The sequence below is a fragment of the Mycobacterium tuberculosis H37Rv genome (assembly GCF_000195955.2).
GTDB classification, from domain to species: domain Bacteria; phylum Actinomycetota; class Actinomycetes; order Mycobacteriales; family Mycobacteriaceae; genus Mycobacterium; species Mycobacterium tuberculosis.
The window spans coordinates 3,332,772-3,358,595 of record NC_000962.3; the positions used below are offsets into that span (position 1 = coordinate 3,332,772).

Here is a 25,824-nt window from a genome sequence, read left to right on the forward strand (position 1 = left end):
CAGACGGTCACCGCGTCACCCTAGCGAACCTTGATTGTCTGGCTCCCCAAACGATTGCCAGCCCGCGTATCCAGTCCACTCCTCGCCGTCGACCAGCACCCTAGCCGGCCCGTCGAGAACCCGGCCAATGGTGCGCCACCCGGCCGGCACCGGACCGACGAAACAGGCGACCAGGGCATGATCTTCACCCCCGCTTAGCACCCACGGCCAGGGGTCGGTGCCCAGAGCGGTTGCGGCCGCAGTCAAAGCGTCGCGGTCAGCGGCCAACGCCGCGGCGGACAGGTCGATGCGCACGCCGGATGCCTCGGCGATGTGCCGCAGATCGGCGAGCAGCCCGTCGGAGACATCGATCATCGCTTGAGCCCCGACAGCCGCGGCCGCCGCGCCGTGGCCGTAGGGCGGCTGCGGCACCAAATGGCGGCGGCGCAGTTCGGCGAAGTCTTCAATCCCGTTGCACCACAGCGCATAGCCAGCAGCCGAGCGGCCCAGCTCACCGACGACGGCCAGCACCGAGCCGGCCTTCGCCCCGGAGCGCAGCACCGGGGCACGACCGTCAAGGTCACCAATCGCGGTGACCGACACCACCCACTGCCGGCAGCTGACCAGATCGCCGCCGACGATGCCGGCACCAATGCGCCCCGCCTCCTCCCACATTCCGTCGACCAACGCGCTCGCCTGCGCCGCCGGCGTCTCAGCGGGTGCTCCAAAGCCGACCACGAACGCGGTGGCCCGCGCCCCCATCGCCTCGATGTCGGCGGCATTCTGGGCGATCGCCTTGCGGCCGACGTCCTGCGGTGTCGACCAGTCCAGCCGGAAGTGACTATCTTGCACCAGCATGTCCGTCGACACCACAGTGCGACCATCGCCGGCAGACACCAGCGCGGCATCGTCGCCGGGCCCGAGCAGTACCGTGGCGGGTTGTCGGCGCCCCCGCACCAGCCGGTCGATCACGGCGAACTCGCCGAGCTGCTGCAGCGTCGGGGACTCCGTTGCAAGTGAGTGATCTTTAGTGGTCACGCGACTTGCACCCCGTCTCGGGGTTGTTCGGCAGCCTTGGGGCTGCTTCCCTTCCGCGCTTCACAGCCACCTGCCGGGCGAGGCCCGGTCTTACGGTCGGCTCCACGCTTGACGGCGGCCCCAACTGGGCCGACGATGCTGGATGTTTCCTCGTAGCGTGCGAGGTTGATGGCAGCGCAGTCATCACGCTGATGGACCACTGAGCATCGGTCGCATTGCCATTGTTCGTCCCAGCCGATGTCTTGCACATGCCGGCAGGCGTGGCAGGTTTTCGACGACGGGAACCAGCGGTCGGCGACCACCAGCGCCGACCCGTACCAGACTGTCTTGTAGGACAAGTGCCGACGCGGAGTGCCCAGGGCCGCATCCGACAGTCCGCGCCGACGAGCGCGGGCACCCGGCAACCCTTTTTGCCGCAACATCTCTGTCGCGTCCAAGCCTTCGACAACAATGCGGCCGTGGGTTTGAGCCAACCGTGTCGTCAGGACGTGCAGGTGATGGGTGCGGACATCGTTGACCCGGCGATGCAACCGGGAAATCTGAGTGGTGCGCTCACGGTAGCGCCGTGAACCTTTCGTGCAACGCGAACGGGCCCGGCACACGTGGCGTAGCTCGCGCAGCGCGGCGCCGAGCGGTCGTGGGTTCTCAACCTGCTCGATCGCCGTGCCGTCAGCGGTGGCGACCGTCGCCAGGCGCCGGACCCCGACATCGACACCAACCCGCGAACCGGGGTGCACCACCTTCGGCTGCTGCGGACGCTGGACAAGCACCCGCACACTGGCATCCAGACGAGTGCCGTTGCGGCGCACCGAGATCGCCAATACTCGCGCCCGACCGGCCTTGATCAGGCGTTCGATACGGCGGGTGTTCTCGTGCGTGCGGACGGTCCCGATGACCGGCAGGGTGAGGTGACGGCGGTCGGGTTCCACACGCATCGCTCCGGTCGTGAACGACACTCGATCCTGGTCGCGGCCTTTGCGTTTGAAACGGGGAAACCCGACCCGTTTACCGGCGCGTTTGCCGGCGCGGGAGGTCTGCCAGTTCCAGTACGCCTCGACCGCACCCGCGATGCCATCGGCGTAGGCCTCTTTTGAGCATTCAGGCCACCACGCGACACCGGTCTCGGTGTTGACGCACACGTCGTCCTTGACGGTGTTCCAGCGTTTGCGCAGCACGCGCAGCGACGGTTTCGCTGTCACGGTCCCGCTGGCATGCCACGCCTGGATGTCGGCTTTCAGGGTGGCCACGGTCCAGTTGTATGCCTTGCGACGAGCACCGAAATGCCGTGCCAGCGCCTTGGCCTGGTCCTCGGTCGGGTCCAGCGTGAACCGAAACGCTTGGACCGTCCAGCCATCGGGAACCTCGAACTTGGGCATCAGGCGGCCTCATGGTCCTCGCCAGCAGCGGCCGCCAATGCGCGCTTGGTTCGATTCTCGGCAGCCCGTTTGCCATACAGACGGGCGCACATCGACGTCAGGATCTCGGTCATATCCCGCACCAGGTCGTCATCGACCTCGGCAGAGTCGACTACCACCAGTTCGCGGCCCTGCGCCGCAAACGCTGCCTGCACGTACTTCGAGCCCAACCGGCAGAACCGATCCCGGTGCTCCACCACGATCCGGTGGACTGACGGGTCGCGCAGCAGTGAAAGGAACTTACGGCGGTGCTCGTTGAACGCGGAACCGACCTCGGTCACGACCTTGTCGACTGGCATCTGTTGGGCCGTGGCCCACGCGGTCACCCGCGCGACCTGCCGATCCAGATCGGCTTTCTGATCGGCCGACGACACCCGTGCATACACCGCGGTCGGTGATCGCATGCCAGCGTCCCCAGCCGGTTCGTCGACGAGAATCAGTCGGCCCACTCGCCTCGCCATCACCGACAACAGACCAGCACGAAACCAGCGGTAGGCGGTCCCCGGAGCAACACCGTTGCGCTCCGCCCACGTCGCCAGGTTCATATCTCTGTTCCTACCGCACGCCACTGACAACTACCGACCACTCAACCCGCAACAGCTGGCACCCCCCGATGCGTCGTCGCCCACGCCGCCTCCTTCGGCCCGTTCTGGCCCTGTGGACCTTCGAACACCTCGCCCGACCTGCGGTAAGTTGAGTCACTGCCGGCGCGAGCGGACCGCGCCAGTGTATGAGAGCAAAGAGGTGGCCGCGCAGGTGACAGGCGAGTCCGACGGGCCGCCGCGCGCCGTGCTGATCGCCGCGGCGGCGCTGGCGGCGGCGGTGATCGGGGTAATCCTGGTTGTCGCGGCGAACCGCCAGCCGCCGGAGCGACCGGTTGTCATTCCGGCCGTGCCCGCTCCGCAGGCCACCGGTCCCGGCTGCAAAGCACTGCTGGCGGCGCTGCCTCAACGACTCGGCGAGTATCGGCGCGCGCCCGTCGCGGAGCCGACCACTGCGGGTGCCACGGCCTGGCGAACGGGGCCAAACAGCACACCGGTGATTTTGCGCTGTGGACTCGACCGCCCGGCCGAGTTCGTGGTGGGTTCGGCCATCCAAGTCGTCGATCGGGTGCAGTGGTTTCAGGTGGCCGCGCAAAACCCGGACGAGCCAGGCCGGTCCACCTGGTACACCGTGGACCGGCCGGTGTATGTGGCGCTGACACTCCCCTCGGGATCGGGGCCCACCGCGATCCAGGAATTGTCAGACGTTATCGACCACACCATCCCCGCGGTACCCATCGACCCGGCGCCGGCTCGCTAGTGCCGATCGCAAGCGCGGCGCTTGCGCCGGGCGCGGCGGGTCGGCACCATCGGGCTAAGTGCCGATCGCAAGCGCGGCGCTTGCGCCGGGCGCGGCGGGTCGGCACCATCGGGCTAAGTGCCGATCGCAAGCGCGGCGCTTGCGCCGGGCGCGGCGGGTCGGCACCATCGGGCTAAGTGCCGATCGCAAGCGCGGCGCTAGCGCCGGGCGCGGCGGGTCGGCACCATCGGGCTAAGTGCCGATCGCAAGCGCGGCGCTAGCGCCGGGCGCGGCGGGTCGGCACCATCGGGCTAGTGCAGGCCCACGCCGCGGGCCAATGTCGTCTCGATCATCGTCGCCAGCAGGGTCGGATAGTCGACACCGCTGGCCGCCCACATCCGCGGGTACATCGAGATCGTGGTGAATCCCGGCATCGTGTTGATCTCGTTGATCACCGGACCGTCGTCGGTGAGGAAGAAGTCCACCCTGGCCAGACCCCGGCAGTCGATAGCCGCGAACGCCCGGATCGCCAGCTGACGAATCGCCTCTGCGACCTGGTCATCGACCTTGGCGGGCACGTCCAATTCGGCTGCGTCGTCGAGATACTTGGTTGCGAAGTCGTAGAAAGAGTCCTCGCGTCCCCGCACCCCGGCCACCCGGATCTCCCCCAGCGTGCTGGCTTCCAGTGTGCCGTCCGGCATTTCGAGCACACCGCATTCCAGCTCGCGGCCGCTGATCGCGGCCTCGACGATGACCTTAGGGTCATGCCGGCGGGCCCGCGCGACCGCGGCGGGCAGTTGATCCCAACTCGACACCCGGCTAACACCGATCGACGAGCCGCCTCGGGCGGGTTTGACGAACACCGGTAAGCCCAGCCGTTCGCACTCCTGGCGGTGCAGTGTCGACCGCGGCGGACGCAGCACCGCGTACGCACCCACCGGAAGTCCATCGGCGGCGAGCAGCTTCTTGGTGAACTCCTTGTCCATGCCGACGGCACTGGCCAGCACACCGGCGCCCACGTAGGGCACCCCGGCGAGTTCGAGCAGTCCCTGGATCGTGCCGTCCTCGCCGTACGGGCCGTGCAGTACCGGGAACACCACGTCGACCGACTCCAGAACCTCGCCGGCCCCGGGCGGCAGCGACACCAACTGGCCACCACGCCGCGGATCGGCCGGCAGCGCCAGCTCGGTGCCCGATCCTGATTTGACCTGAGGAAGCTCCCGGTTGGTGATCGTCAGGGCGTCGGGGTTGGCGTCGGTGAGCACCCACGAACCTGCCGGGGTGATACCCACCGCGATCACGTCGAACCGCCGCGAGTCCAGGTTGCGCAGGATGCTGCCGGCGGACACACACGAGATGGCGTGCTCGTTGCTGCGCCCGCCGAACACGACGGCAACGCGGACACGCCGATCACGCCGGTCGTTAGCACTCACAACCTGCAGAGGCTACCGGGTCAGGCAGACGGGCTCCCACGAGCTGCAGTTTTCGGTCGTGCCGGCCCGTGCGAGGCTCATTCGGGCTTGGTGCGGCGACCCAGCAGCAGCGTTATCGCCTCGTCCACCGACAGCCCTTTATGACAGACCCGATGCACCGCGTCGGTGAGTGGCATTTCGACGTCGTAGCTGGACGCCAGCGCGAGCACGGATTCGCACGACGTCACGCCTTCGACGACATGACAAGCCTTGCCCGCCGACTGCAACGTTTCGCCCCGGCCCAGGCGTTCGCCAAACGATCGGTTGCGCGAACGCGGTGAGGTGCAGGTGGCCACCAGATCACCGACCCCTGCCAGACCGGCCAACGTCGCGCCGTTGGCGCCGAGCGCCGTCCCGAGCCGGATGATCTCCGCCAGGCCCCGGGTGATGATCGCGGCCGCGGTGTTTTCGCCCAGCCCGATGCCCACCGCCATTCCGCACGCAAGCGCGATGATGTTCTTGCACGCCCCGCCGATCTCGGTGCCGACGACATCGGCGTTGGTGTAGGGGCGGAAGTACCCGCTGTTCAGCGCGCGCTGCAAGGCAACCGCGCGGCCGGAGTCGCTGCACGCGACGACGGTAGCGGCGGGCTGGCATTCGGCGATCTCGCTGGCCAGGTTGGGTCCAGAGATCACCGCGACCTGCGGCGGCTCGGCACCGGTCACCGAGATGATGACCTGGCTCATCCGCATCAGGGTGCCCAACTCGATGCCCTTGGCCAGACTGACCAAGGTCGCACCCTCGGGCAACAGGGGAGCCCACCGCTCGAGATTGGCCCGCATGGTCTGCGCGGGCACTCCCAACAGCACCGTGGATGCGCCCCCAAGTGCCTCCTCGGCATCTGCGGTGGCATGAATGCTCGGTGGTAACAGCGCACCGGGCAGATAGTCGGGGTTATATCGGGTGGTATTGATCTGATCGGCCACCTCAGCTCGCCGCGCCCACAGCGTGACCTCTCCGCCCGCGTCGGCCAGCACCTTAGCCAGGGCCGTGCCCCATGCACCGGCGCCCATCACCGCGACGGTGCTTGCTATTCCGGCCATCCACACACACTAATCTGCGCCGCGGTTGCCGTCGGGACCGTGCCTGGGCCCCGGCCACGACCGTGGCGGCAATGCCGTCGAAGTGTGCCGCGTGGATCGACGCTGGCAGGATGACTTCATGAGCGGCACACCGGACGACGGCGATATCGGCTTGATCATCGCCGTCAAGCGCTTGGCCGCGGCCAAAACCAGGCTGGCCCCGGTGTTCTCGGCGCAGACTCGCGAGAACGTGGTGCTGGCCATGCTCGTCGACACGTTGACCGCCGCGGCGGGTGTCGGTTCACTGCGCTCGATCACTGTTATCACCCCCGACGAAGCCGCGGCGGCTGCGGCGGCCGGGCTGGGCGCCGATGTACTGGCCGACCCGACACCCGAAGACGATCCCGACCCACTGAACACCGCCATCACCGCTGCCGAACGCGTGGTTGCCGAAGGGGCCTCCAACATCGTTGTGCTGCAAGGCGATTTGCCGGCATTACAGACACAGGAACTCGCCGAGGCAATCTCGGCCGCACGCCACCATCGGCGCAGCTTCGTCGCCGACCGGCTTGGGACCGGCACCGCGGTACTGTGTGCGTTCGGCACCGCGCTGCACCCGCGGTTCGGGCCGGATTCGTCCGCGCGGCACCGCCGTTCGGGCGCTGTCGAGCTGACAGGAGCCTGGCCGGGCCTGCGCTGCGATGTCGACACCCCCGCCGACCTGACGGCCGCACGCCAGCTCGGGGTAGGGCCCGCGACCGCGCGAGCGGTCGCACATCGTTGACCGGGACGGGGCAACGCCGGCGAGGCATCCAGGGGGTGAACGGCAGACCAACGGCGAACGGATGCCTGCCGAGTGCTGGCAACCCCACCCAATGATGAGCAATGATCGCAAGGTGACCGAAATCGAAAACAGTCCCGTCACAGAGGTGCGGCCAGAGGAGCATGCGTGGTATCCAGACGACTCGGCGCTGGCGGCACCGCCCGCTGCCACCCCCGCCGCGATTAGCGACCAGCTACCCTCGGATCGCTACCTGAACCGGGAGCTGAGTTGGCTGGACTTCAACGCGCGCGTGCTTGCCCTGGCCGCCGATAAGTCGATGCCATTGCTCGAGCGCGCCAAGTTTCTGGCAATCTTCGCGTCCAATCTCGACGAGTTCTACATGGTCCGGGTGGCCGGCCTCAAACGCCGCGACGAGATGGGGTTGTCGGTGCGCTCCGCCGACGGTCTAACACCGCGCGAACAACTAGGCCGGATCGGCGAGCAGACTCAACAGCTCGCCAGCCGGCATGCCCGGGTGTTCCTCGATTCGGTGCTACCCGCGCTCGGCGAGGAAGGCATCTACATCGTCACCTGGGCCGATTTGGATCAGGCTGAGCGCGACCGATTGTCGACCTATTTCAACGAACAGGTCTTCCCCGTCCTGACCCCGCTGGCCGTCGATCCCGCCCACCCGTTCCCGTTTGTCAGCGGGTTGAGCTTGAACCTGGCGGTCACGGTACGCCAACCTGAAGACGGCACCCAGCATTTCGCGAGGGTCAAGGTGCCCGACAACGTCGACCGCTTCGTCGAACTCGCTGCACGTGAGGCCAGCGAGGAAGCTGCGGGGACCGAAGGCCGGACCGCGCTGCGGTTCCTGCCGATGGAGGAGCTGATCGCGGCCTTCCTTCCGGTGCTTTTCCCGGGTATGGAAATCGTCGAGCACCACGCATTTCGCATCACTCGCAACGCTGACTTCGAGGTTGAAGAGGATCGCGACGAGGACCTACTGCAGGCGCTCGAGCGAGAACTGGCCCGCCGCCGGTTCGGTTCACCGGTGCGACTCGAGATCGCAGACGACATGACCGAGAGCATGCTGGAGTTGCTGCTTCGCGAACTCGACGTGCATCCCGGTGATGTCATCGAAGTGCCCGGGCTGCTCGACCTATCGTCGTTGTGGCAGATCTACGCCGTGGACCGCCCGACGCTTAAGGATCGGACATTCGTCCCAGCTACCCATCCCGCCTTCGCCGAGCGGGAAACACCCAAAAGCATCTTCGCGACGCTGCGCGAAGGCGATGTGCTGGTTCACCATCCGTATGACTCGTTCTCCACCAGCGTGCAGCGATTCATCGAACAGGCCGCGGCCGACCCCAACGTGCTGGCGATCAAACAGACGCTGTACCGCACCTCCGGCGACTCGCCGATCGTCCGGGCGCTGATCGACGCCGCCGAAGCCGGAAAGCAAGTGGTGGCACTGGTCGAGATCAAGGCACGCTTCGACGAACAGGCCAACATCGCCTGGGCGCGCGCACTAGAACAAGCCGGCGTGCATGTGGCGTACGGGCTCGTCGGGCTCAAGACGCACTGCAAGACCGCCTTGGTGGTGCGCCGCGAAGGTCCGACAATCCGGCGGTACTGCCATGTCGGCACCGGCAATTACAACAGCAAGACAGCACGACTCTACGAGGACGTCGGACTGCTGACCGCTGCACCCGATATCGGCGCCGACTTGACCGACTTGTTCAATTCGCTCACCGGCTACTCACGCAAGTTGTCCTACCGCAACTTGTTGGTGGCCCCGCACGGAATCCGCGCCGGCATCATTGACCGCGTCGAGCGGGAGGTCGCGGCGCACCGTGCAGAGGGTGCCCACAACGGCAAAGGCCGCATCCGACTCAAGATGAATGCCCTTGTTGATGAGCAGGTCATCGATGCGCTGTACCGCGCGTCGCGAGCCGGTGTGCGGATCGAGGTGGTGGTACGCGGCATCTGCGCGCTGCGTCCAGGTGCGCAGGGCATTTCGGAAAACATCATCGTGCGCTCGATTCTCGGCCGCTTCCTCGAGCACTCGCGGATCCTCCATTTCCGTGCCATCGACGAGTTCTGGATCGGCAGCGCCGACATGATGCACCGCAACCTCGACCGGCGAGTCGAGGTTATGGCTCAAGTCAAAAACCCGAGGCTGACCGCGCAGCTGGACGAATTGTTCGAATCCGCACTGGACCCGTGCACCCGGTGCTGGGAGCTCGGGCCCGACGGGCAGTGGACCGCGTCGCCGCAAGAAGGCCATAGCGTGCGCGACCATCAGGAATCGCTGATGGAACGGCACCGCAGCCCCTGACACTGCGTGGTGATTCCCGCTGCTGCACCGACCACATCCACGACCGCGAGCAGCCTGGCCGAATTGACCTGCAGGAGTTGAGGTGTCGATCCAGAACTCGTCCGCCCGCCGGCGCTCGGCGGGCCGGATTGTGTACGCCGCCGGTGCGGTGCTCTGGCGACCCGGCAGTGCCGATTCGGAAGGGCCGGTCGAGATCGCTGTCATTCACCGCCCCCGTTACGACGACTGGTCGCTGCCCAAGGGCAAAGTGGATCCGGGCGAGACCGCACCGGTGGGGGCGGTGCGGGAGATACTCGAGGAGACCGGTCACCGCGCCAACCTGGGTAGGCGGCTCCTGACGGTGACCTACCCGACCGACTCCCCTTTTCGAGGCGTCAAGAAGGTGCACTACTGGGCAGCGCGCAGCACCGGTGGGGAATTCACCCCCGGCAGTGAGGTCGACGAGCTGATCTGGTTACCGGTTCCCGACGCGATGAACAAGCTTGACTACGCCCAGGATCGAAAAGTCCTGTGCCGGTTCGCTAAACACCCGGCGGACACTCAGACGGTGCTGGTGGTGCGGCATGGCACCGCGGGCAGCAAAGCGCACTTCTCCGGGGACGACAGCAAGCGACCGCTAGACAAGAGGGGTCGTGCGCAGGCAGAAGCGTTGGTACCACAGCTGCTGGCGTTCGGCGCCACCGATGTTTATGCCGCCGACCGGGTGCGCTGCCACCAGACGATGGAGCCACTCGCCGCGGAACTGAACGTGACCATACACAACGAGCCCACCCTGACCGAAGAGTCCTACGCCAACAACCCCAAACGCGGCCGACACCGAGTGCTGCAGATCGTCGAGCAAGTAGGCACACCCGTGATCTGCACGCAGGGCAAGGTCATTCCCGATCTGATCACGTGGTGGTGCGAGCGCGACGGTGTGCACCCCGACAAGTCCCGCAATCGCAAAGGCAGCACGTGGGTGTTGTCGTTGTCAGCCGGCAGGCTTGTGACAGCCGACCACATCGGCGGTGCGCTGGCCGCCAACGTGCGGGCCTAACACACGGATACCCTTCGTCACATTGCCACCGTGCAAAGGGTATCCGTGTGTCTTGACCTATTTGCGACCCCGCCGAGCGGTTGCCTTCTTGGCGGGAGCCTTGGTAGCCGGCCGCTTGGCCGCTGCCTTCTTTGCCGGCGCCTTGGTCGCCGCCTTACGCACCGATGCCTTGACCGCGGTCTTCTTCACCGCCTTGGTCACCTTCTTGGCGGGTGACTTCGTGGCCTTGACAGCTTTCTTGGCGGGCGCCTTGGTCGCCGCTTTCTTGGCGGGCGCCTTGGTCGCCGCCTTCCTGGCGGGCGCCTTGGTCGCCGCCTTCTTGGCGGCCTTTGTCGCCTTCTTGGCAGGTGCCTTCTTCGCTACCTTCTTGGCTGCACTGGCCCCCACACCACGCTTAACAGCGGGTCCTTCTGCCGGGAGACGCTGCGCGCCAGACACAACCGCTTTGAATTGCGCGCCCGGGCGGAACGCCGGCACCGACGTCGGCTTCACCTTTACTGTCTCGCCGGTACGCGGATTGCGGGCCACTCGAGCCGCGCGGCGACGCTGTTCGAACACACCGAACCCGGTAATGGTGACGCTGTCGCCTTTGTGTACCGCACGCACAATCGTGTCAACGACATTCTCGACGGCGGCGGTCGCCTGCCGACGGTCCGAGCCCAATTTCTGTGTGAGCACGTCAATGAGCTCTGCTTTGTTCATCCCAACCCTCCGAAACCAGTGGTCCTCGTTTGGAACCGACTAGTGGACACGGTAAACCCTTACCCGGCTGATTTCCAAGAGCCACGCGCAATTTCACTGAGCCAACGACCGGTTTTTCGCAATCCGGTTGCCGCCCTTGACCGGTGGCGCGGCCCCAAAATGGCTCAGGTTCTGCCGGCGGGTCACGCTGAAATTTCGCCCGGTTCTACGCCTCAGGGGGCGGGTAGAGTGCGCGGTTTCCAGTACGCGCACGCACCCTCAAAGGCCTCGATCTCGTCGAGTTTCCGCAGCGTAAGGGCTATATCGTCGAGACCTTCAAGCAGCCGCCACGCCGAGTGGTCGTCAATCTTGAACGGCAGCACCACTGTTGCTGCGGTGATAATTCGATCTTGAAGATTGGCAGTGATTTCCAGGCCCGGACTCTGCTCAATGAGCTTCCACAGGAGTTCCACATCGTCTTGGGCAACCTCGGCCGCCAGCAGCCCGGCCTTGCCCGCGTTGCCGCGGAAAATGTCACCAAATCGGGATGAGATAACCACCCGGAATCCGTAGTCCATGAGCGCCCAGACCGCATGCTCTCGCGAGGATCCGGTGCCGAAATCGGGCCCGGCAACCAGGACCGAACCCCGGTCAAAGGGACTGAGGTTTAGCACGAATGCAGGATCCGACCGCCAACCCGCGAACAAGCCGTCCTCGAAACCGGTTCGGGTGACCCGCTTCAGAAAGACCGCGGGAATGATCTGATCGGTGTCGACATTGGACCGCCGCAACGGCACGCCAATACCAGAGTGGGTGTGAAAGGCTTCCATGCTGATCCCCTAGCTGTTCTCAGTTCAATTCAAATCGGCCGGGCTGGACAGTGTGCCGCGAACCGCGGTGGCGGCCGCCACTGCTGGGGACACCAAATGTGTGCGGCCGCCCGCGCCCTGCCGCCCTTCGAAGTTGCGGTTGGACGTCGCGGCGCAGCGCTCCCCGGACGCCAGCTGATCGGGATTCATGCCCAGACACATCGAGCATCCCGCCTGCCGCCATTGCGCGCCCGCGTCGGTGAAGATCTCACCGAGCCCTTCGGCCTCGGCCTGCGCGCGTACCCGCATTGAGCCCGGAACGATCAGCATCCGCACGCCGTCGGCCACCTTGCGGCCACGCAGCACTTCGGCGACCACCCGCAGATCTTCAATGCGACCGTTGGTACACGACCCGACGAACACGGCGTCGACCGCGATGTCGCGCATCGCGGTTCCGGGTCGAAGGTCCATGTACGCCAATGCTTTCTCGGCGGCCTGCCGCTCGGCGTCGTCGGTCATCAGTTGCGGATCTGGCACCGCGGCCGCCAGCGGTACCCCTTGGCCTGGGTTGGTGCCCCAGGTGACAAACGGGCTCAACGACGCGGCGTCGAGATACACCTCGGTGTCGAAAACGGCGCCGACGTCGGTGCGAAGCCGTTGCCAGTAGACGAGTGCGGTGTCCCACTGGGCACCGGTGGGTGCGTGCGGACGACCACGCAAGAACGCGTAGGTGGTTTCGTCCGGAGCCACCATGCCCGCACGAGCGCCGGCTTCGATGCTCATGTTGCAGATCGTCATCCGGCCTTCCATGGACAGCGATTCGATGGCGCTGCCCCGGTATTCGATGACATGCCCCTGGCCGCCGCCGGTGCCGATCTTGGCGATCAACGCCAGGATGATGTCCTTGGCCGACACACCGTCGGGCAGCCGCCCATCGACGTTGACCGCCATGGTCTTGAACGGCCGCAGCGGCAGCGTCTGGGTGGCCAGCACGTGCTCGACCTCCGACGTACCGATGCCCATCGCCAACGCGCCGAATGCGCCGTGGGTTGAGGTGTGGCTATCGCCACAGACGATCGTCATTCCCGGCTGGGTGAGACCCAATTGCGGTCCGACGACGTGCACGATGCCCTGCTCGATATCGCCCATTGAATGCAGCCGGATTCCGAATTCGGCGCAGTTTCGGCGCAACGTCTCCACCTGGGTGCGTGACACCGGGTCGGCGATCGGCTGGTCGATGTCGACGGTGGGCACGTTGTGATCCTCGGTGGCGAGGGTGAGCTCGGGCCGCCGCACCCGGCGCCCGGCCAGGCGCAGGCCGTCGAACGCCTGCGGGCTGGTGACCTCATGCACCAGATGCAGATCGATGTAGATCAAGTCGGGCGCACAGCCCCCGCCTGATACCACAATGTGGTCGTCCCAAATCTTCTCGGCCAGTGTGCGTGGCTCGCCGGTCTGCAAGGCCATCTCGAAGTGCCTCTATTCATTCGTTCGCGACTCGCTGGTCATCTCAAAATACGAGACGCTATGATCTCTTTGTGAGACAGCATAGCGGTATCGGTGTCCTCGACAAAGCCGTTGGCGTGCTGCACGCGGTCGCGGAATCTCCCTGCGGACTGGCCGAACTCTGCGATCGAACCGACCTGCCCAGGGCCACCGCATACCGGCTGGCGGCCGCGCTGGAGGTGCATCGCCTGCTGGGGCGCGGCCAGGATGGCCACTGGCGGCTCGGTCCGGCCATCACCGAACTCGCGACCCATGTCGACGATCCACTGCTGGTGGCGTGCGCGGCGGTACTGCCTCAGCTGCGCGACGCCACCGGCGAAAGCGTGCAGGTATATCGCCGCGAGGGAACGTCGCGGGTCTGCGTGGCCGCATTGGAACCAGCTGCGGGCCTTCGCGATACGGTCCCGGTCGGGGCACGGTTGCCGATGACCGCGGGCTCGGGCGCCAAAGTGTTGCTGGCCCACACCGACGCCGCCACCCAAGCGGCCGTATTGCCAAAGGCGGTGTTCAGCGCCCGAGCGCTGGCCGAGGTGTGCCGGCGCGGCTGGGCGCAAAGCGTGGCCGAACGCGAGCCTGGCGTGGCGAGCGTGTCGGCGCCGGTGCGCGACGGCCGGGGCGTCGTGATCGCTGCCATCTCGGTGTCCGGCCCGATCGACCGGATGGGCCGCCGCCCGGGGGTCCGATGGGCCGCCGACCTGCTGTCCGCGGCGGACGCGCTCACCCGACGGCTCTAGCCGCGTTGTGCTACATCGGTTCGACCGCGATCACATAGTCATTGCCGTGCCACAGACCGTCTTGCCGCTCGTTGAGCTGCAATGCCCGAGCGCGCAGTTCTTCCACATAGGCACGCATTGCCATGCCAAGCCCGTTGGAGGAGAATCGCTCGATTCGGGCCAAGCACATGTTGAGTTGGCCGTTCACGTAGCGAGCTCGGTAGCGGATGGGGAAGCGGCGCGCTTCAAGAATGCGAAAGCCCGCAAGGCCCAGTCGCCCCAGCATCCAGTCCAGCGGGAACTCTCGGTACGGTCGTTCGCCGGCAAGCAACAGGCAGGCGTCGCGCACGCGACCGATTTCCCAGATGATTTTGCCACTTTCGGTTTCCGGCTCGAATTGCACGTAGGGCTCCAAGCCGACTAGGTAAAGACGACCATGATCGGCGAGATGCGGGCGCAACCGCTCGAACACGCGGTCCTGCCAGTACGGGGCGAAGCCTTCGATGGCCCCGACCAGGTAGTCGACCAAGATGGTGTCGAACGTCTCGCCGGCAAGAAGGCTGTCGTCTACCCAGTTGCCGACGAGCAGGCGGTCCTGCGGGCGCATGGCGCTACCCAACGCGGCGCGGGTCTTGTCCGCCAGGCTGCGGGCGGCCGTGACCGCCGTCCAGCGCTCGGTCGGCAAAGTCTGTATCCACTGAAGCGATTTCACACCGGTACCGGCATCCAAGACAGTGCCCCAGGGTCTTTCGCCGTGCACGCCTTCGATGTAGCGGAACAAGGATGAGATCCCGGCCCTCAGTATGTACGAGCGACCGTGGCGGGCGTGTAGGTCTTCGATGTGGCGGATCAGGGCTGCGATCTTGGGCATTTCGGCCCAGGTCACACACATCGCAGACGTCCATGCGGCCGGTTCGGCCGAGCGCGGTATCGCGGCGCCGGCTTCAGACCCTGCCAACCGAGCGATCGTCGTGGGTGCTTCCTCGGAGTAACCACTGTGATGTCTTCCTCACGGCTGAAGCTGGCGGACTACCGATGAACCGACCCACCGAAACTCTATAGCAAACGATATTCATTTTCAAACTAGGCACCGCGAGCGTCACTGGGGTGGCGACGACGCGCTACCGGCGGAGCCTTGCTGACACACTGACGCCATGGGAACCAAACAGCGCGCCGACATCGTCATGTCCGAGGCTGAAATCGCCGACTTCGTCAACTCGAGCCGTACCGGAACGCTGGCCACCATCGGACCCGACGGCCAGCCGCACTTGACGGCGATGTGGTATGCCGTGATCGACGGCGAAATCTGGCTGGAGACCAAGGCCAAGTCGCAGAAGGCCGTCAACCTCCGACGGGATCCGCGGGTGAGCTTCCTGCTTGAAGACGGCGACACCTACGACACGCTGCGCGGCGTGTCGTTCGAGGGCGTTGCCGAGATCGTCGAGGAGCCCGAGGCGCTGCACCGCGTCGGGGTCAGCGTGTGGGAACGCTACACCGGCCCCTACACCGACGAGTGCAAACCGATGGTCGACCAGATGATGAACAAGCGGGTCGGTGTGCGCATCGTGGCCCGTCGGACCCGCTCGTGGGATCACCGCAAGCTGGGGCTGCCACACATGTCGGTGGGTGGCTCGACCGCCCCGTAGCTGCCCGGCGAGCAGACGCAAAATCGCCCATTTCGAGACGAAATTGGGCGATTTTGCGTCTGCTCGGCAGTTGTAGCCCCGATGGGATTCGAACCCACGCTACCGCCGTGAGAGGGCGGCGTCCTAGGCCGCTAGACGACGGGGCCGGAACCGATCCGAGCTGCCAGCATAGCTCACGCCTTGTGCTGGGGTACCAGGACTCGAACCTAGAATGGCTGAACCAGAATCAGCTGTGTTGCCAATTACACCATACCCCATGGGCTGCCTAAAACCGCTGCCGCCAGCTGTTATGGGCCGACGTGCAGACTACCAAAGATTCGCCACACAAGGCTCACGCGTGCCCGACCAGCTGGCGCGCCGCGCGCAGCCGCTGCATGCTGCGGTCACGACCGAGCAGCTCCAGCGATTCAAACAACGGCGGGCTGACGGTCGTGCCGGTGGCGGCCACCCGGATGGGGCTGAACGCCTTGCGGGGTTTGAGCGCCAAACCTTCGATCAAGGCGTCCTTAAGGGCCGCCTCGATCAGGGGTGCCGTCCAGTCCGTCACACTTGTCAGCGCGGCCAGGGCCGCGTCGAGCACCGCGGCCCCGTCTGGGCCTAGCTCCTTGGCCGCGGCCTTGGGATCGATCACATACTGATCGTCGTTGAAGAACTTCAACAGCTCCCACGCGTCACCGAGCACCACGATGCGGGTCTGCACCAACTCGGCGGCGGCGGCGAATGCCGCCTCATCCAACGCGATGTGATGGCCGTGGGTATCCAGATGGTCGCGCAGCCTGACCGTGAAGTCGCCCACGTCGAGCATCCGGATGTGCTCGGCGTTCAGCGCGTCGGCCTTCTTCTGGTCGAACCGGGCCGGGCTGGAGTTGACGTCGGCAACGTCGAACGCGGCCACCATCTCGTCGAGACCGAACAGGTCGTGGTCGTCGGCTATGGACCAGCCGAGCAACGCGAGGTAGTTCAGCAGGCCTTCGGGGATGAACCCGCGGTCGCGGTGGGCAAACAGGTTCGACTGCGGATCGCGCTTCGAGAGCTTCTTGGTGCCCTCCCCCAAGACCGTTGGGAGGTGCGCGAATTTCGGAATCCGCTCAGCTACCCCGATCCTGATCAACGCCTGATGTAGCGCCAGCTGGCGCGGCGTCGACGGCAGCAGGTCCTCGCCACGCAACACATGGGTGATCTTCATCAGCGCGTCGTCGCACGGGTTGACCAAGGTGTATAACGGATCACCGCTGGCTCGGGTCAACGCGAAGTCGGGTACGGAGCCAGCCGCGAACGTCACGGGCCCGCGCACCAGGTCATTCCAAGCGAGGTCGTCATCGGGCATCCGCAGCCGCACCACCGGCTGGCGGCCCTCCGCCAGGTACGCCGCACGCTGCGCGTCGGTCAAGTGACGATCGAAATTGTCGTAACCCAGCTTGGGATTGCGCCCGGCCGCGACATGACGGGCCTCCACTTCCTCGGGTGTGGAGAAAGCGTGGTAGGCCTCGCCCGCGGCGAGCAGTCGGGCGAGCACGTCACGGTAGATTTCGGCGCGCTGCGACTGCCGGTACGGCCCGTACGGCCCACCCACCTCGGGCCCCTCATCCCAATCCAGGCCAAGCCAGCGCAGCGCGTCCAGCAGCGCCAGATAGCTTTCCTCGCTGTCGCGTTGGGCGTCGGTGTCCTCGATGCGGAACACGAAGGTGCCACCGGTGTGCCGGGCGTAGGCCCAGTTGAACAGCGCGGTGCGGACCAGACCGACGTGCGGAGTTCCGGTGGGTGAAGGGCAGAATCGGACCCGGACTGTTTCCGTGGCGGTCACGGCTTTCCTTTGCGGACTACGGGATTGGTGAGGGTGCCGATTCCCTCGATGGTGATCGAGACGGTGTCGCCGTCCTCGATGGGACCGACTCCCGCGGGTGTGCCGGTGAGGATGAGATCACCTGGCAGCAAGGTCATTATCGCCGAGATCCATTCCACGATGGCGCCGATGTCATGGATCATCAGCGAGGTGCGGGCGTGCTGTTTGACGTCGCCGTTGACGACGGTGCGCAGCTCGAGATCGGCCGGGTCAAAGGGAGCGAGGTCGGTGACGATCCACGGCCCGACCGGGCAGAAGGTGTCGTGCCCCTTGGCTCGCGTCCACTGACCGTCGGATTGCTGCTGATCGCGGGCCGACACGTCATTGCCGATGGTGTAGCCGAGGATATTGTCGACGGCCTGGGCGGCCGGGACATCCTTGCACGCCCGGCCGATCACGATCGCCAGCTCACCCTCGAAGTGCACCGGTGATGCGTTGGCGGGCAATCGAATTGGCGTATTCGGACCGATGATCGCGGTGTTGGGCTTGAGGAATATCACCGGGTCTGCCGGCGGCCGGCCACCCATTTCGGCGATGTGATCGGCATAGTTCTTCCCGACACAGACCACCTTGCTCGCCAGTATCGGAGCCAGCAGGCGAACGTCGGCCAGCGGCCAGGAGCGTCCGGTGAAGGTCGGCGTACCGAACGGGTGCTCGGCGATCTCGCGGGCCGTCATCTCACTCGGCTCGCCCAGCTCGCCGTCGATGCTGGCAAAAGCGACACCGTCCGGGCTGGCGATTCGACCGATACGCATTTGGATGAGCTTAGCCGGGCCCTGCCGGGCGACGATTCGGGCCGGCACGGCCCGATGAGGAGCCCGGCAATCAGACCCTGCCGGGCGACGATTCGGGCCGGCACGGCCCGATGAGGAGCCCGGCAATCAGACCCTGCCGGGCGCTGCGGGCCCTCACCATCGGGCCCCGTGCCGGGTGACTGTGCCAGCATGGGTGGATGTCGCGAGATCCGACTGGGGTGGGTGCGCGCTGGGCGATCATGATCGTCTCGCTGGGGGTGACCGCAAGCTCGTTTCTCTTCATCAACGGTGTCGCGTTCTTGATCCCCCGGCTGGAAAATGCGCGCGGAACCCCGCTATCTCACGCGGGTCTGTTGGCGTCGATGCCCAGCTGGGGCCTGGTGGTCACGATGTTCGCCTGGGGCTATCTGCTCGATCACGTCGGCGAACGGATGGTGATGGCCGTGGGCTCGGCGCTGACCGCCGCGGCCGCCTACGCCGCGGCATCGGTTCATTCGCTGCTGTGGATCGGTGTCTTCCTGTTTCTCGGCGGCATGGCCGCCGGTGGTTGCAACAGCGCCGGCGGGCGGCTGGTCTCGGGTTGGTTCCCGCCCCAGCAACGCGGTCTGGCCATGGGAATCCGCCAGACCGCACAACCTTTGGGCATCGCCTCCGGCGCGTTGGTGATACCCGAACTGGCCGAACGCGGGGTGCACGCAGGGCTGATGTTTCCCGCCGTCGTGTGCACGTTGGCCGCGGTGGCCAGCGTGCTCGGTATCGTCGACCCACCGCGAAAATCCCGCACGAAAGCCTCCGAACAGGAGCTGGCCAGCCCTTATCGGGGATCGTCGATCCTGTGGCGGATACACGCGGCGTCGGCGTTGCTGATGATGCCGCAGACGGTGACCGTGACGTTCATGTTGGTCTGGCTGATCAACCACCACGGCTGGTCGGTCGCGCAGGCCGGTGTCTTGGTGACCATATCGCAGCTGCTGGGGGCGCTGGGCCGGGTCGCGGTCGGCCGCTGGTCGGACCATGTCGGGTCACGCATGCGTCCCGTCCGCCTGATCGCCGCTGCCGCCGCGGCGACGTTGTTTCTGCTCGCGGCGGTCGATAACGAGGGCTCGAGATATGACGTGCTGCTCATGATCGCCATCTCGGTGATCGCCGTTCTGGACAACGGGCTAGAAGCCACCGCGATCACCGAGTACGCCGGACCGTACTGGAGTGGCCGGGCGCTGGGTATCCAGAACACTACGCAGCGGCTGATGGCGGCCGCCGGACCCCCACTGTTCGGTAGTTTGATCACCACGGCGGCCTACCCGACGGCATGGGCCTTATGCGGTGTGTTCCCGCTGGCCGCGGTGCCGCTGGTGCCGGTTCGGCTGCTCCCACCCGGCTTGGAGACTAGAGCGCGGCGGCAATCCGTTCGCCGACATCGCTGGTGGCAAGCCGTTCGCTGCCACGCGTGGCCAAATGGGCCTCGACGGCCCGGTCCACCCGGGCAGCCGCGTCGTGTTCGCCAAGGTGGGACAGCAATAACGCCACCGACATGATCGCCGCCGTCGGGTCGGCGATGCCCTGACCGGCGATGTCCGGCGCGCTGCCATGCACCGGCTCGAACATCGACGGGTTGGCCCGGGTCGCGTCGATATTCCCACTGGCCGCCAAGCCGATACCGCCACATACCGCCGCGGCCAGATCGGTGATGATGTCGCCGAACAGGTTGTCGGTGACGATCACGTCGAAGCGACCCGGGTCGGTGATCATGTGGATGGTGGCGGCGTCGACGTGCTGGTAGGCCACCTCGACGTCCGGGTAGCATTCGCCGACCTCGTCGACGGTCCGCAACCACAATCCCCCGGCGAAGGTCAACACGTTCGTTTTGTGCACCAATGTCAGATGCTTGCGACGCCGTCGAGCCCGCTCGAACGCGTCGGCAACCACACGCCGCACACCGAACGCGGTGTTCACGCTGACTTCGGTGGCCACCTCGTTGGGCGTGCCGACGCGAATCGCCCCGCCGTTGCCGGTGTAGGGTCCCTCGGTGCCCTCGCGCACCACCACGAAGTCGATGCCGGGATTGCCGGACAGCGGGCTGGCCACCCCCGGATACAGCCGGGCCGGACGCAGGTTGATGTGGTGATCCAGCTCGAAGCGCAGTCGCAGCAACAGACCGCGCTCCAAGACGCCGCTTGGCACCGACGGGTCACCGATCGCCCCGAGCAGGATCGCGTCGTGGTTGCGCAGCTCGGCCACCACCGAGTCCGGCAGCACCTCGCCGGTGGCATGAAAGCGCCGCGCACCCAGGTCATAGCTGGTTTTCTGGACGCCCGGCACAACCGCGTCGAGCACTTTGACCGCCTCGGCGGTTACCTCGGGCCCGATCCCGTCACCGGCAATGATCGCGAGTTTCATCGGCGTGGAAGGGCTCACGACAGATCGACAACCTCGAGCTTGTAGGCGTCCACCGCCGCCGCGATCGCCGTCCGCACGTCGTCGGGCACGTCTTGGTCCAGCCGCAGCAGAATCGTCGCGCCCGGGCCTTCGGCGTCTTCGGAGAGCTGCGCGGCCTGGATATTCACCCCGGCCGTCCCCAGCAACGTGCCGATCTTGCCCAGCGCTCCCGGCCGGTCGACGTAGTGGATGATCAGGTTGATCCCCTGGGCGCGCAGATCAAAGTGGCGGCCGTTGATCTGCACGATCTTCTGCGACAGCTGTGGGCCATACAGCGTGCCCGAGACGGTCACCACCGAACCGTCCGCGCCGACCGCGCGAACGTCGACGACGCTGCGGTGGTTGGGGCTTTCCGAGGCCTTACAGATCTCGGCGGTGACGCCACGTTCGGCGGCCAATGCCGGTGCGTTGACAAATGTCACCGCATCCTCGATCACCGCCGAGAACAGGCCGCGCAGCGCCGAAAGGCGCAGCACCTCAACCTCTTCGGCGGCCAGCTCACCGCGCACCTGCACCGACAACGACACCGGCAGTTCGTCGGACAACACACCCGCCAGCACGCCGAGCTTACGCACCAGATCCAGCCAGGGCGCCACCTCCTCGTTGACCACTCCGCCGCCGACGTTGACCGCGTCGGGCACGAATTCCCCTGCCAGGGCCAGCCGCACGCTCTCGGCGACGTCGGTGCCCGCCCGGTCCTGCGCCTCCGCGGTGGACGCACCCAGATGCGGTGTGACCACCACCTGTGCCAGCTCGAACAGCGGGCTGTCGGTGCACGGTTCGGTGGCGAACACGTCCAGACCGGCCGCCCGCACGTGGCCGCCGGTGATCGCGTCGGCCAGTGCCGCCTCGTCCACCAGGCCGCCGCGCGCGGCGTTGACGATGATGACGCCCGGCTTGGTCTTCGCCAGCGCCTCCTTGTCGATCAGTCCCGCCGTCTCCGGTGTTTTCGGTAGGTGCACCGAGATGAAATCGGCGCGGGCCAGCAGGTCGTCCAGGGACAGCAGTTCGATGCCCAGCTGCGCCGCACGGGCCGGCGAAACGTACGGGTCATAGGCGACGACGTAAGCGCCGAACGCAGCGATCCGCTGGGCGACCAACTGCCCGATGCGGCCCAGACCCACCACGCCGACGGTTTTGCCGAAGATCTCGGTACCGGAAAACGACGAACGCTTCCAGGTGTGCTCGCGCAGCGACGCGTCGGCCGCCGGAATCTGGCGTGAGGCGGCCAGCAGCAGCGCCAGCGCATGCTCCGCGGCGCTGTGGATGTTCGACGTCGGGGCGTTGACCACCAGCACGCCGCGGGCCGTCGCGGCGTCCACGTCGACGTTGTCCAGCCCGACGCCGGCGCGCGCGACGATCTTGAGCTTGGGGGCGGCGGCCAGCACCTCGGCGTCAACCGTGGTGGCCGATCGCACCAGCAGCGCGTCCGCTTCGGGCACCGCGGCCAGCAGCTTGTCTCGGTCCGGACCGTCAACCCAGCGCACCTCGACCTGATCTCCCAAGGCGGCAACCGTTGATGGGGCAAGTTTGTCGGCGATCAACACAACAGGCAGGCTCACGCCGATAGCGTATCGGCTGTAATTGACGAGTGGACGTCACCGTCGTCGGCAGCGGACCCAACGGGCTCGCCACGGCCGTCATCTGCGCCCGCGCGGGCCTGAACGTGCAGGTCGTCGAGGCCCAGGCGACCTTCGGCGGCGGCGCCCGCAGCGCGGCCGACTTCGAATTTCCCGAAGTTTTACACGACGTGTGCTCCGCGGTGCATCCGCTTGCTTTGGCGTCGCCGTTTTTCGCCGAATTCGACCTACCCGCGCGCGGAGTGACGCTGACCGTGCCCGACATCGCCTACGCCAACCCGCTACCCGGGCGGCCCGCGGCGATCGCCTATCACGATCTGGCGCACACCTGCGCCAAGCTGGACGACGGCGCGTCCTGGCGGCGCCTGCTGGGCCCGTTGGTGGCGCACTCGGAGACGGTCGTGGAGTTCATGCTCTCCGACAAGCGGTCTTTGCCTACTGCACTGGGCTCGGTCCTGCGTCTCGGGCTGCGGATGCTGGCCCAGGGCACCCCTGCCTGGCGGTCGCTGGCGGGCGAGGATGCCCGCGCGTTGTTCACCGGCGTTGCCGCCCACGCGATTTCACCGTTGCCGTCACTGGTGTCGGCCGGCGCCGGACTGATGCTGGCAACGCTGGCCCATTCGGTCGGCTGGCCGATTCCGGTGGGCGGCACCCAGGCGATAGCCGACGCGCTGATCGCCGATCTACGCGCGCATGGTGGTCGGCTCGCGGCCGGTGTCGAGATCACCGAACCGCAAAGAAGTGTGGTCGTCTTCGACACCGCACCCACCGCCCTGCTGCGGGTTTACCGCGACAAGCTTCCACATCGGTATGCCAAAGCATTGCGCCGCTATCGATTTCGCGCTGGCATCGCCAAGGTGGACTTCGTGCTCAGCGACGAGATCCCGTGGTCGGATCCGCGGCTGCGGCGGGCTGCGACCCTGCATCTCGGCGGCACCCGTGACCAGATGGCGCGCGCCGAGGCAGACGTCGCGGCGGGACGCCACGCCGACTGGCCGATGGTGCTGGCCGCGTGTCCGCACGTCGCCGACCCCGGCCGCATCGACGAAACCGGCCGCCGTCCGTTCTGGACCTATGCCCACGTGCCGTCGGGGTCCACGCTCGACGCGACCGAGACCGTAACCAGCGTCCTCGAGCGGTTCGCCCCCGGCTTCCGTGACATCGTGGTGGCGGCCCGCGCCGTGCCCGCCGCGCGGATGGCCGACCACAACGCCAACTACGTCGGCGGTGACATCACGGTCGGCGCCAACTCGACCTGGCGCGCGATCGCCGGCCCCACCCCGCGGTTGAATCCCTGGCGCACACCGATTCCCAAGGTGTACCTGTGTTCTGCGGCGACTCCGCCCGGCGCCGGCGTGCACGGCATGTGCGGCTGGTATGCCGCTCGAACGCTGTTGCGCACCGAGTTCGGCATCACCCGCATGCCCCCTTTGGGCCATGAGCTGAGGCCATAACGAAGCTTGCGATCATCGACTATTCGGAGGCGCGCCAGGCGGCAGCGGCGACAACCGGAACGTCGGCACGGTGCTCAATCACGGGTGCACGGTGTGCATCAGAATGGCGGGGGTTCGTTGTCGCGGTGAGGCGTTCGGCGAGGAGGTAGTGTCTACCCCTTGCCCGCGGGTTCGTGCGGACTGAAGGGATTTCATTGGGAACCCACGGCTGCGTATCGCAGGGCCTCGGTGACGTCTGCTTCCTCAAGCTCAGGAAGTTCGGCGAGAATCTCGGTGGATGTCATTTGGTCCGCGACCATCGCGACCACAGTCGCCACTGGGATGCGCAAGCCCCGGATGCATGGCATGCCTCCCATCACGTCGGGGTCGATGGTGACGCGGGTGACTCGCATGTCTATAAGGCTAGCCGGTGACAGCACGCTGGGGCGGTTCTCCACCAGCCGTCTTGGCTTAAGCTCAGCCAAGAGCAAGCCGGAGGGAGATTTCGGCACCGCCTGCGGCGCGGTTTCGGGCGGTGACGCTGGCGTGGTTGCGTTGGCTGAGGGTGTCGACGATGGCCAGTCCAAGCCCGGTGCCGCCGGTGGTGCGCGCGGTGTCGGTGGTTTCCGCGAGAGCCGAGCGGATTGCGGCGAGCAGTTCGGGGTTGCTTCGTGGACGCCGCAGGGCGAGTTCGAGTTCGGTGGTCAGGAGGCTAAGGGGGTGCGAAGTTCGTGGCCCGCATCGCTGACGAATTGACGTTCTCGCTCGAGCGCGTCTTGCAGCCGCTGCAGAAGGTCGTTGAATGTTGTTCCAAGATACCGGATTTCGTCTCGAGCCAGTGGCAATGGCAGACGGGCATGTGGGTCGGTGGCGCTGATGCCCGCGGCGCGGATGCGCATGCGTTCCACGGGTCGAAGAGCCGCGGCGGCCAGCAGATACGCGCCCAGGGCGTCGATGAGGACGTCTGGCCGTGCCCGGATCGGTGCGATCGAGCTTCATCGTGGTTTCATAATCACCCGATAGACCATGGCTAACCGAACTGCCATCCACGCCGTGGATGCAACGGATGGAGGGAACGCGCATGGCGGGCGCCAAACATGCTGGGAGAATCGTCGCGATCACCACCGCGGCGGCGGTGATACTGGCGGCGTGCAGTTCGGGCTCCAAGGGTGGAGCGGGCAGCGGCCACGCCGGCAAAGCTCGTTCGGCGGTGACCACCACCGATGCCGACTGGAAGCCGGTGGCCGACGCGCTGGGACGTAGCGGCAAGCTCGGAGACAACAACACCGCGTATCGGATCAACCTGCCGCGCAATGACCTTCACATCACGTCCTACGGTGTGGACATCAAACCGGGGCTGTCGTTGGGCGGGTACGCGGCATTCGCCCGATACGACAACAACGAAACGCTGCTGATGGGCGACCTCGTGATCACCGAGGAGGAGTTGCCCAAGGTCACCGATGCGTTGCAGGCGCATGGTATCGCCCAGACCGCACTGCACAAGCATCTGCTGCAGCAAGACCCGCCGGTGTGGTGGACCCACATTCACGGCATGGGTGATGCCGCCCGACTGGCCCAAGGACTCAAGGCGGCGTTGGATGCCACAACGATCGGCCCGCCTACCCCACCGCCGGCACGGCAACCACCGGTCGACATCGACGTCGCCGGCGTCGACCAGGCGTTGGGCCGCAAGGGAACCCAAGATGGTGGGCTGATGAAGTACAGCATCCCCCGCAAAGACACCATCATCGAGGACGGGCACGTGCTGCCCGCAGTGTCGCTGAACCTGACGACGGTGATCAATTTTCAGCCGGTGGGCCGCGGTCGCGCAGCGATCAACGGCGATTTCATCCTGATCGCCCCCGAGGTTCAGGAGGTCATCCGGGCAATGCGTGCCGGCAACATCACGATCGTGGAACTGCACAACCATGGGCTGACCGAAGAGCCCCGCCTGTTCTACATGCATTACTGGGCCGTCGACGACGCGGTCACCCTGGCGCGGGCGCTGCGCCCGGCGATGGATGCCACCAACCTGCAGTCGTCATAATCCCGATGCAACCGCATAAGGGCTGGTG

General features: G+C 66.3%; 23 protein-coding genes, 2 tRNA genes and 3 other annotated features. Of the genes, 10 read left to right on the top strand and 15 right to left on the bottom strand.

From position 1 onward, the window contains the following. Positions 1-15: 15 nt before the first annotated feature. From thiL to Rv2979c, 3 genes are all read right to left on the bottom strand, one after another. Entirely contained in the window at positions 16-1,017 is a 1,002-nt protein-coding gene (thiL, locus tag Rv2977c) for a thiamine-monophosphate kinase (protein NP_217493.1), read from the bottom strand. Beyond that, positions 997-1,002: a repeat region (6 bp inverted repeat at the left end of IS1538,TGAGTG), on the top strand. (Overlaps the previous gene by 6 nt.) Next, positions 997-3,021: a mobile genetic element (IS1538, len: 2025 nt. Similar to other Insertion sequence elements in M. tuberculosis e.g. IS1535, IS1536,IS1537, & IS1539 (EM_NEW:MTCY274 Z74024 Mycobacterium tuberculosis cosmid Y274)), on the bottom strand. Its footprint overlaps the feature before it by 6 nt. Continuing rightward, entirely contained in the window at positions 1,014-2,393 is a 1,380-nt protein-coding gene (locus tag Rv2978c) for a transposase (RefSeq protein NP_217494.1), read from the bottom strand. It overlaps the preceding feature by 1,380 nt. The genes thiL and Rv2978c overlap by 4 nt, the downstream gene beginning before the upstream one ends. Further along, positions 2,393-2,977: a resolvase gene (locus tag Rv2979c; RefSeq protein ID NP_217495.1), complete on the bottom strand. Its 585-nt coding sequence runs from the start codon at positions 2,975-2,977 to the stop codon at positions 2,393-2,395. The genes Rv2978c and Rv2979c overlap by 1 nt, the downstream gene beginning before the upstream one ends. Further along, positions 3,016-3,021 (bottom strand) — a repeat region (6 bp inverted repeat at the right end of IS1538,TGAGTG.). Before the next feature lie 167 nt (positions 3,022-3,188). On the opposite strand from Rv2979c, the gene Rv2980 reads away from it, so the two are divergent. Further along, entirely contained in the window at positions 3,189-3,734 is a 546-nt protein-coding gene (locus Rv2980) for a hypothetical protein (RefSeq protein ID NP_217496.1), read from the top strand. A gap of 290 nt (positions 3,735-4,024) precedes the next feature. Here Rv2980 and ddlA read toward each other — a convergent pair whose 3' ends face one another. Both ddlA and gpdA2 read right to left on the bottom strand, forming a co-directional pair. Then, positions 4,025-5,146, bottom strand: a complete 1,122-nt coding sequence (gene ddlA, locus Rv2981c; protein ID NP_217497.1) for a D-alanine--D-alanine ligase — start codon at positions 5,144-5,146, stop codon at positions 4,025-4,027. Between the two features lie 77 nt (positions 5,147-5,223). Then, on the bottom strand, positions 5,224-6,228 hold the full coding sequence (gene gpdA2, locus Rv2982c) for a glycerol-3-phosphate dehydrogenase (RefSeq protein ID NP_217498.1): 1,005 nt from the start codon (positions 6,226-6,228) through the stop codon (positions 5,224-5,226). Positions 6,229-6,346: 118 nt separating this feature from the next. On the opposite strand from gpdA2, the gene Rv2983 reads away from it, so the two are divergent. The 3 genes from Rv2983 to mutT1 all read left to right on the top strand — a co-directional run bounded on the left by Rv2983 (position 6,347) and on the right by mutT1 (position 10,347). Then, the gene (locus Rv2983) at positions 6,347-6,991 is read left to right on the top strand and encodes a 2-phospho-L-lactate guanylyltransferase (protein ID NP_217499.1); all 645 of its coding nucleotides are present in this window, start codon (positions 6,347-6,349) and stop codon (positions 6,989-6,991) included. A 91-nt stretch (positions 6,992-7,082) separates the two neighbouring features. Further along, a complete protein-coding gene (ppk1, locus tag Rv2984) occupies positions 7,083-9,311 on the top strand; it encodes a polyphosphate kinase (RefSeq protein NP_217500.1) in 2,229 nt (742 codons plus the stop codon). An 82-nt stretch (positions 9,312-9,393) separates the two neighbouring features. Beyond that, entirely contained in the window at positions 9,394-10,347 is a 954-nt protein-coding gene (gene mutT1, locus Rv2985) for an 8-oxo-dGTP diphosphatase (protein ID NP_217501.1), read from the top strand. 57 nt (positions 10,348-10,404) lie between these two features. On the opposite strand, the gene hupB is transcribed toward mutT1, so the two are convergent. The 3 genes from hupB to leuC all read right to left on the bottom strand — a co-directional run bounded on the left by hupB (position 10,405) and on the right by leuC (position 13,304). Next, complete coding sequence (hupB, locus tag Rv2986c; protein NP_217502.1) at positions 10,405-11,049, bottom strand: DNA-binding protein HU; 645 nt, start codon at positions 11,047-11,049, stop codon at positions 10,405-10,407. A gap of 212 nt (positions 11,050-11,261) precedes the next feature. Then, complete coding sequence (gene leuD / locus Rv2987c; RefSeq protein NP_217503.1) at positions 11,262-11,858, bottom strand: 3-isopropylmalate dehydratase small subunit; 597 nt, start codon at positions 11,856-11,858, stop codon at positions 11,262-11,264. Between the two features lie 24 nt (positions 11,859-11,882). Then, positions 11,883-13,304, bottom strand: coding sequence for a 3-isopropylmalate dehydratase large subunit (gene leuC / locus Rv2988c; protein NP_217504.1), 1,422 nt, complete (start codon positions 13,302-13,304; stop codon positions 11,883-11,885). Between the two features lie 71 nt (positions 13,305-13,375). On the opposite strand from leuC, the gene Rv2989 reads away from it, so the two are divergent. Beyond that, positions 13,376-14,077: a transcriptional regulator gene (locus tag Rv2989; RefSeq protein ID NP_217505.1), complete on the top strand. Its 702-nt coding sequence runs from the start codon at positions 13,376-13,378 to the stop codon at positions 14,075-14,077. Positions 14,078-14,087: 10 nt separating this feature from the next. Here Rv2989 and Rv2990c read toward each other — a convergent pair whose 3' ends face one another. Continuing rightward, the gene (locus Rv2990c; RefSeq protein ID NP_217506.1) at positions 14,088-14,948 is read right to left on the bottom strand and encodes a hypothetical protein; all 861 of its coding nucleotides are present in this window, start codon (positions 14,946-14,948) and stop codon (positions 14,088-14,090) included. Positions 14,949-15,210: 262 nt separating this feature from the next. Here Rv2990c and Rv2991 point away from each other — a divergent pair, with 262 nt between their 5' ends. Continuing rightward, positions 15,211-15,702 (top strand): hypothetical protein, encoded by a 492-nt coding sequence (locus Rv2991; protein NP_217507.1) that lies wholly within the window; start codon positions 15,211-15,213, stop codon positions 15,700-15,702. A 73-nt stretch (positions 15,703-15,775) separates the two neighbouring features. Here the strand turns inward: Rv2991 and gluU are convergent. The 4 genes from gluU to Rv2993c all read right to left on the bottom strand — a co-directional run bounded on the left by gluU (position 15,776) and on the right by Rv2993c (position 18,222). Beyond that, positions 15,776-15,848, bottom strand: a tRNA-Glu gene (gene gluU, locus Rvnt35). Between the two features lie 39 nt (positions 15,849-15,887). Continuing rightward, a tRNA-Gln gene (gene glnU / locus Rvnt36) sits at positions 15,888-15,959 on the bottom strand. A 74-nt stretch (positions 15,960-16,033) separates the two neighbouring features. Beyond that, complete coding sequence (gltS, locus tag Rv2992c) at positions 16,034-17,506, bottom strand: glutamate--tRNA ligase (RefSeq protein YP_177915.1); 1,473 nt, start codon at positions 17,504-17,506, stop codon at positions 16,034-16,036. Continuing rightward, entirely contained in the window at positions 17,503-18,222 is a 720-nt protein-coding gene (locus Rv2993c; RefSeq protein NP_217509.3) for a 2-hydroxyhepta-2,4-diene-1,7-dioate isomerase, read from the bottom strand. The genes gltS and Rv2993c overlap by 4 nt, the downstream gene beginning before the upstream one ends. A 275-nt stretch (positions 18,223-18,497) precedes the next feature. Here Rv2993c and Rv2994 point away from each other — a divergent pair, with 275 nt between their 5' ends. After that, positions 18,498-19,835, top strand: a complete 1,338-nt coding sequence (locus Rv2994) for an MFS-type transporter (RefSeq protein NP_217510.1) — start codon at positions 18,498-18,500, stop codon at positions 19,833-19,835. On the opposite strand, the gene leuB is transcribed toward Rv2994, so the two are convergent. Beyond that, complete coding sequence (gene leuB / locus Rv2995c; RefSeq protein ID NP_217511.1) at positions 19,687-20,697, bottom strand: 3-isopropylmalate dehydrogenase; 1,011 nt, start codon at positions 20,695-20,697, stop codon at positions 19,687-19,689. The genes Rv2994 and leuB overlap by 149 nt on opposite strands. A 14-nt stretch (positions 20,698-20,711) precedes the next feature. Further along, a complete protein-coding gene (gene serA1, locus Rv2996c; protein YP_177916.1) occupies positions 20,712-22,298 on the bottom strand; it encodes a D-3-phosphoglycerate dehydrogenase in 1,587 nt (528 codons plus the stop codon). Positions 22,299-22,327: 29 nt separating this feature from the next. Here serA1 and Rv2997 point away from each other — a divergent pair, with 29 nt between their 5' ends. The 3 genes from Rv2997 to lppY all read left to right on the top strand — a co-directional run bounded on the left by Rv2997 (position 22,328) and on the right by lppY (position 25,796). Beyond that, the gene (locus Rv2997; protein NP_217513.1) at positions 22,328-23,770 is read left to right on the top strand and encodes a dehydrogenase; all 1,443 of its coding nucleotides are present in this window, start codon (positions 22,328-22,330) and stop codon (positions 23,768-23,770) included. A 273-nt stretch (positions 23,771-24,043) separates the two neighbouring features. Next, positions 24,044-24,505, top strand: a complete 462-nt coding sequence (locus Rv2998) for a hypothetical protein (protein ID NP_217514.1) — start codon at positions 24,044-24,046, stop codon at positions 24,503-24,505. Between the two features lie 325 nt (positions 24,506-24,830). After that, complete coding sequence (lppY, locus tag Rv2999; RefSeq protein NP_217515.1) at positions 24,831-25,796, top strand: lipoprotein LppY; 966 nt, start codon at positions 24,831-24,833, stop codon at positions 25,794-25,796. Positions 25,797-25,824: the final 28 nt, after the last annotated feature.

Excerpts from the sequence above, each read along its gene's own strand:
- Rv2978c (NP_217494.1), bottom strand. The coding sequence starts at position 2,393 with ATGCCCAAGTTCGAGGTTCCCGATGGCTGGACGGTCCAAGCGTTTCGG.
- Rv2990c (NP_217506.1), bottom strand. The coding sequence starts at position 14,948 with ATGTGTGTGACCTGGGCCGAAATGCCCAAGATCGCAGCCCTGATCCGC.
- Rv2983 (NP_217499.1), top strand. The coding sequence starts at position 6,347 with ATGAGCGGCACACCGGACGACGGCGATATCGGCTTGATCATCGCCGTC.
- lppY (NP_217515.1), top strand. The coding sequence starts at position 24,831 with ATGGCGGGCGCCAAACATGCTGGGAGAATCGTCGCGATCACCACCGCG.
- gpdA2 (NP_217498.1), bottom strand. The coding sequence starts at position 6,228 with ATGGCCGGAATAGCAAGCACCGTCGCGGTGATGGGCGCCGGTGCATGG.
- Rv2991 (NP_217507.1), top strand. The coding sequence starts at position 15,211 with ATGGGAACCAAACAGCGCGCCGACATCGTCATGTCCGAGGCTGAAATC.
- ppk1 (NP_217500.1), top strand. The coding sequence starts at position 7,083 with ATGATGAGCAATGATCGCAAGGTGACCGAAATCGAAAACAGTCCCGTC.
- Rv2994 (NP_217510.1), top strand. The coding sequence starts at position 18,498 with ATGTCGCGAGATCCGACTGGGGTGGGTGCGCGCTGGGCGATCATGATC.
- Rv2993c (NP_217509.3), bottom strand. The coding sequence starts at position 18,222 with ATGACGGCCCGCGAGATCGCCGAGCACCCGTTCGGTACGCCGACCTTC.
- leuC (NP_217504.1), bottom strand. The coding sequence starts at position 13,304 with ATGGCCTTGCAGACCGGCGAGCCACGCACACTGGCCGAGAAGATTTGG.
- hupB (NP_217502.1), bottom strand. The coding sequence starts at position 11,049 with ATGAACAAAGCAGAGCTCATTGACGTGCTCACACAGAAATTGGGCTCG.
- leuB (NP_217511.1), bottom strand. The coding sequence starts at position 20,697 with ATGAAACTCGCGATCATTGCCGGTGACGGGATCGGGCCCGAGGTAACC.
- Rv2979c (NP_217495.1), bottom strand. The coding sequence starts at position 2,977 with ATGAACCTGGCGACGTGGGCGGAGCGCAACGGTGTTGCTCCGGGGACC.
- leuD (NP_217503.1), bottom strand. The coding sequence starts at position 11,858 with ATGGAAGCCTTTCACACCCACTCTGGTATTGGCGTGCCGTTGCGGCGG.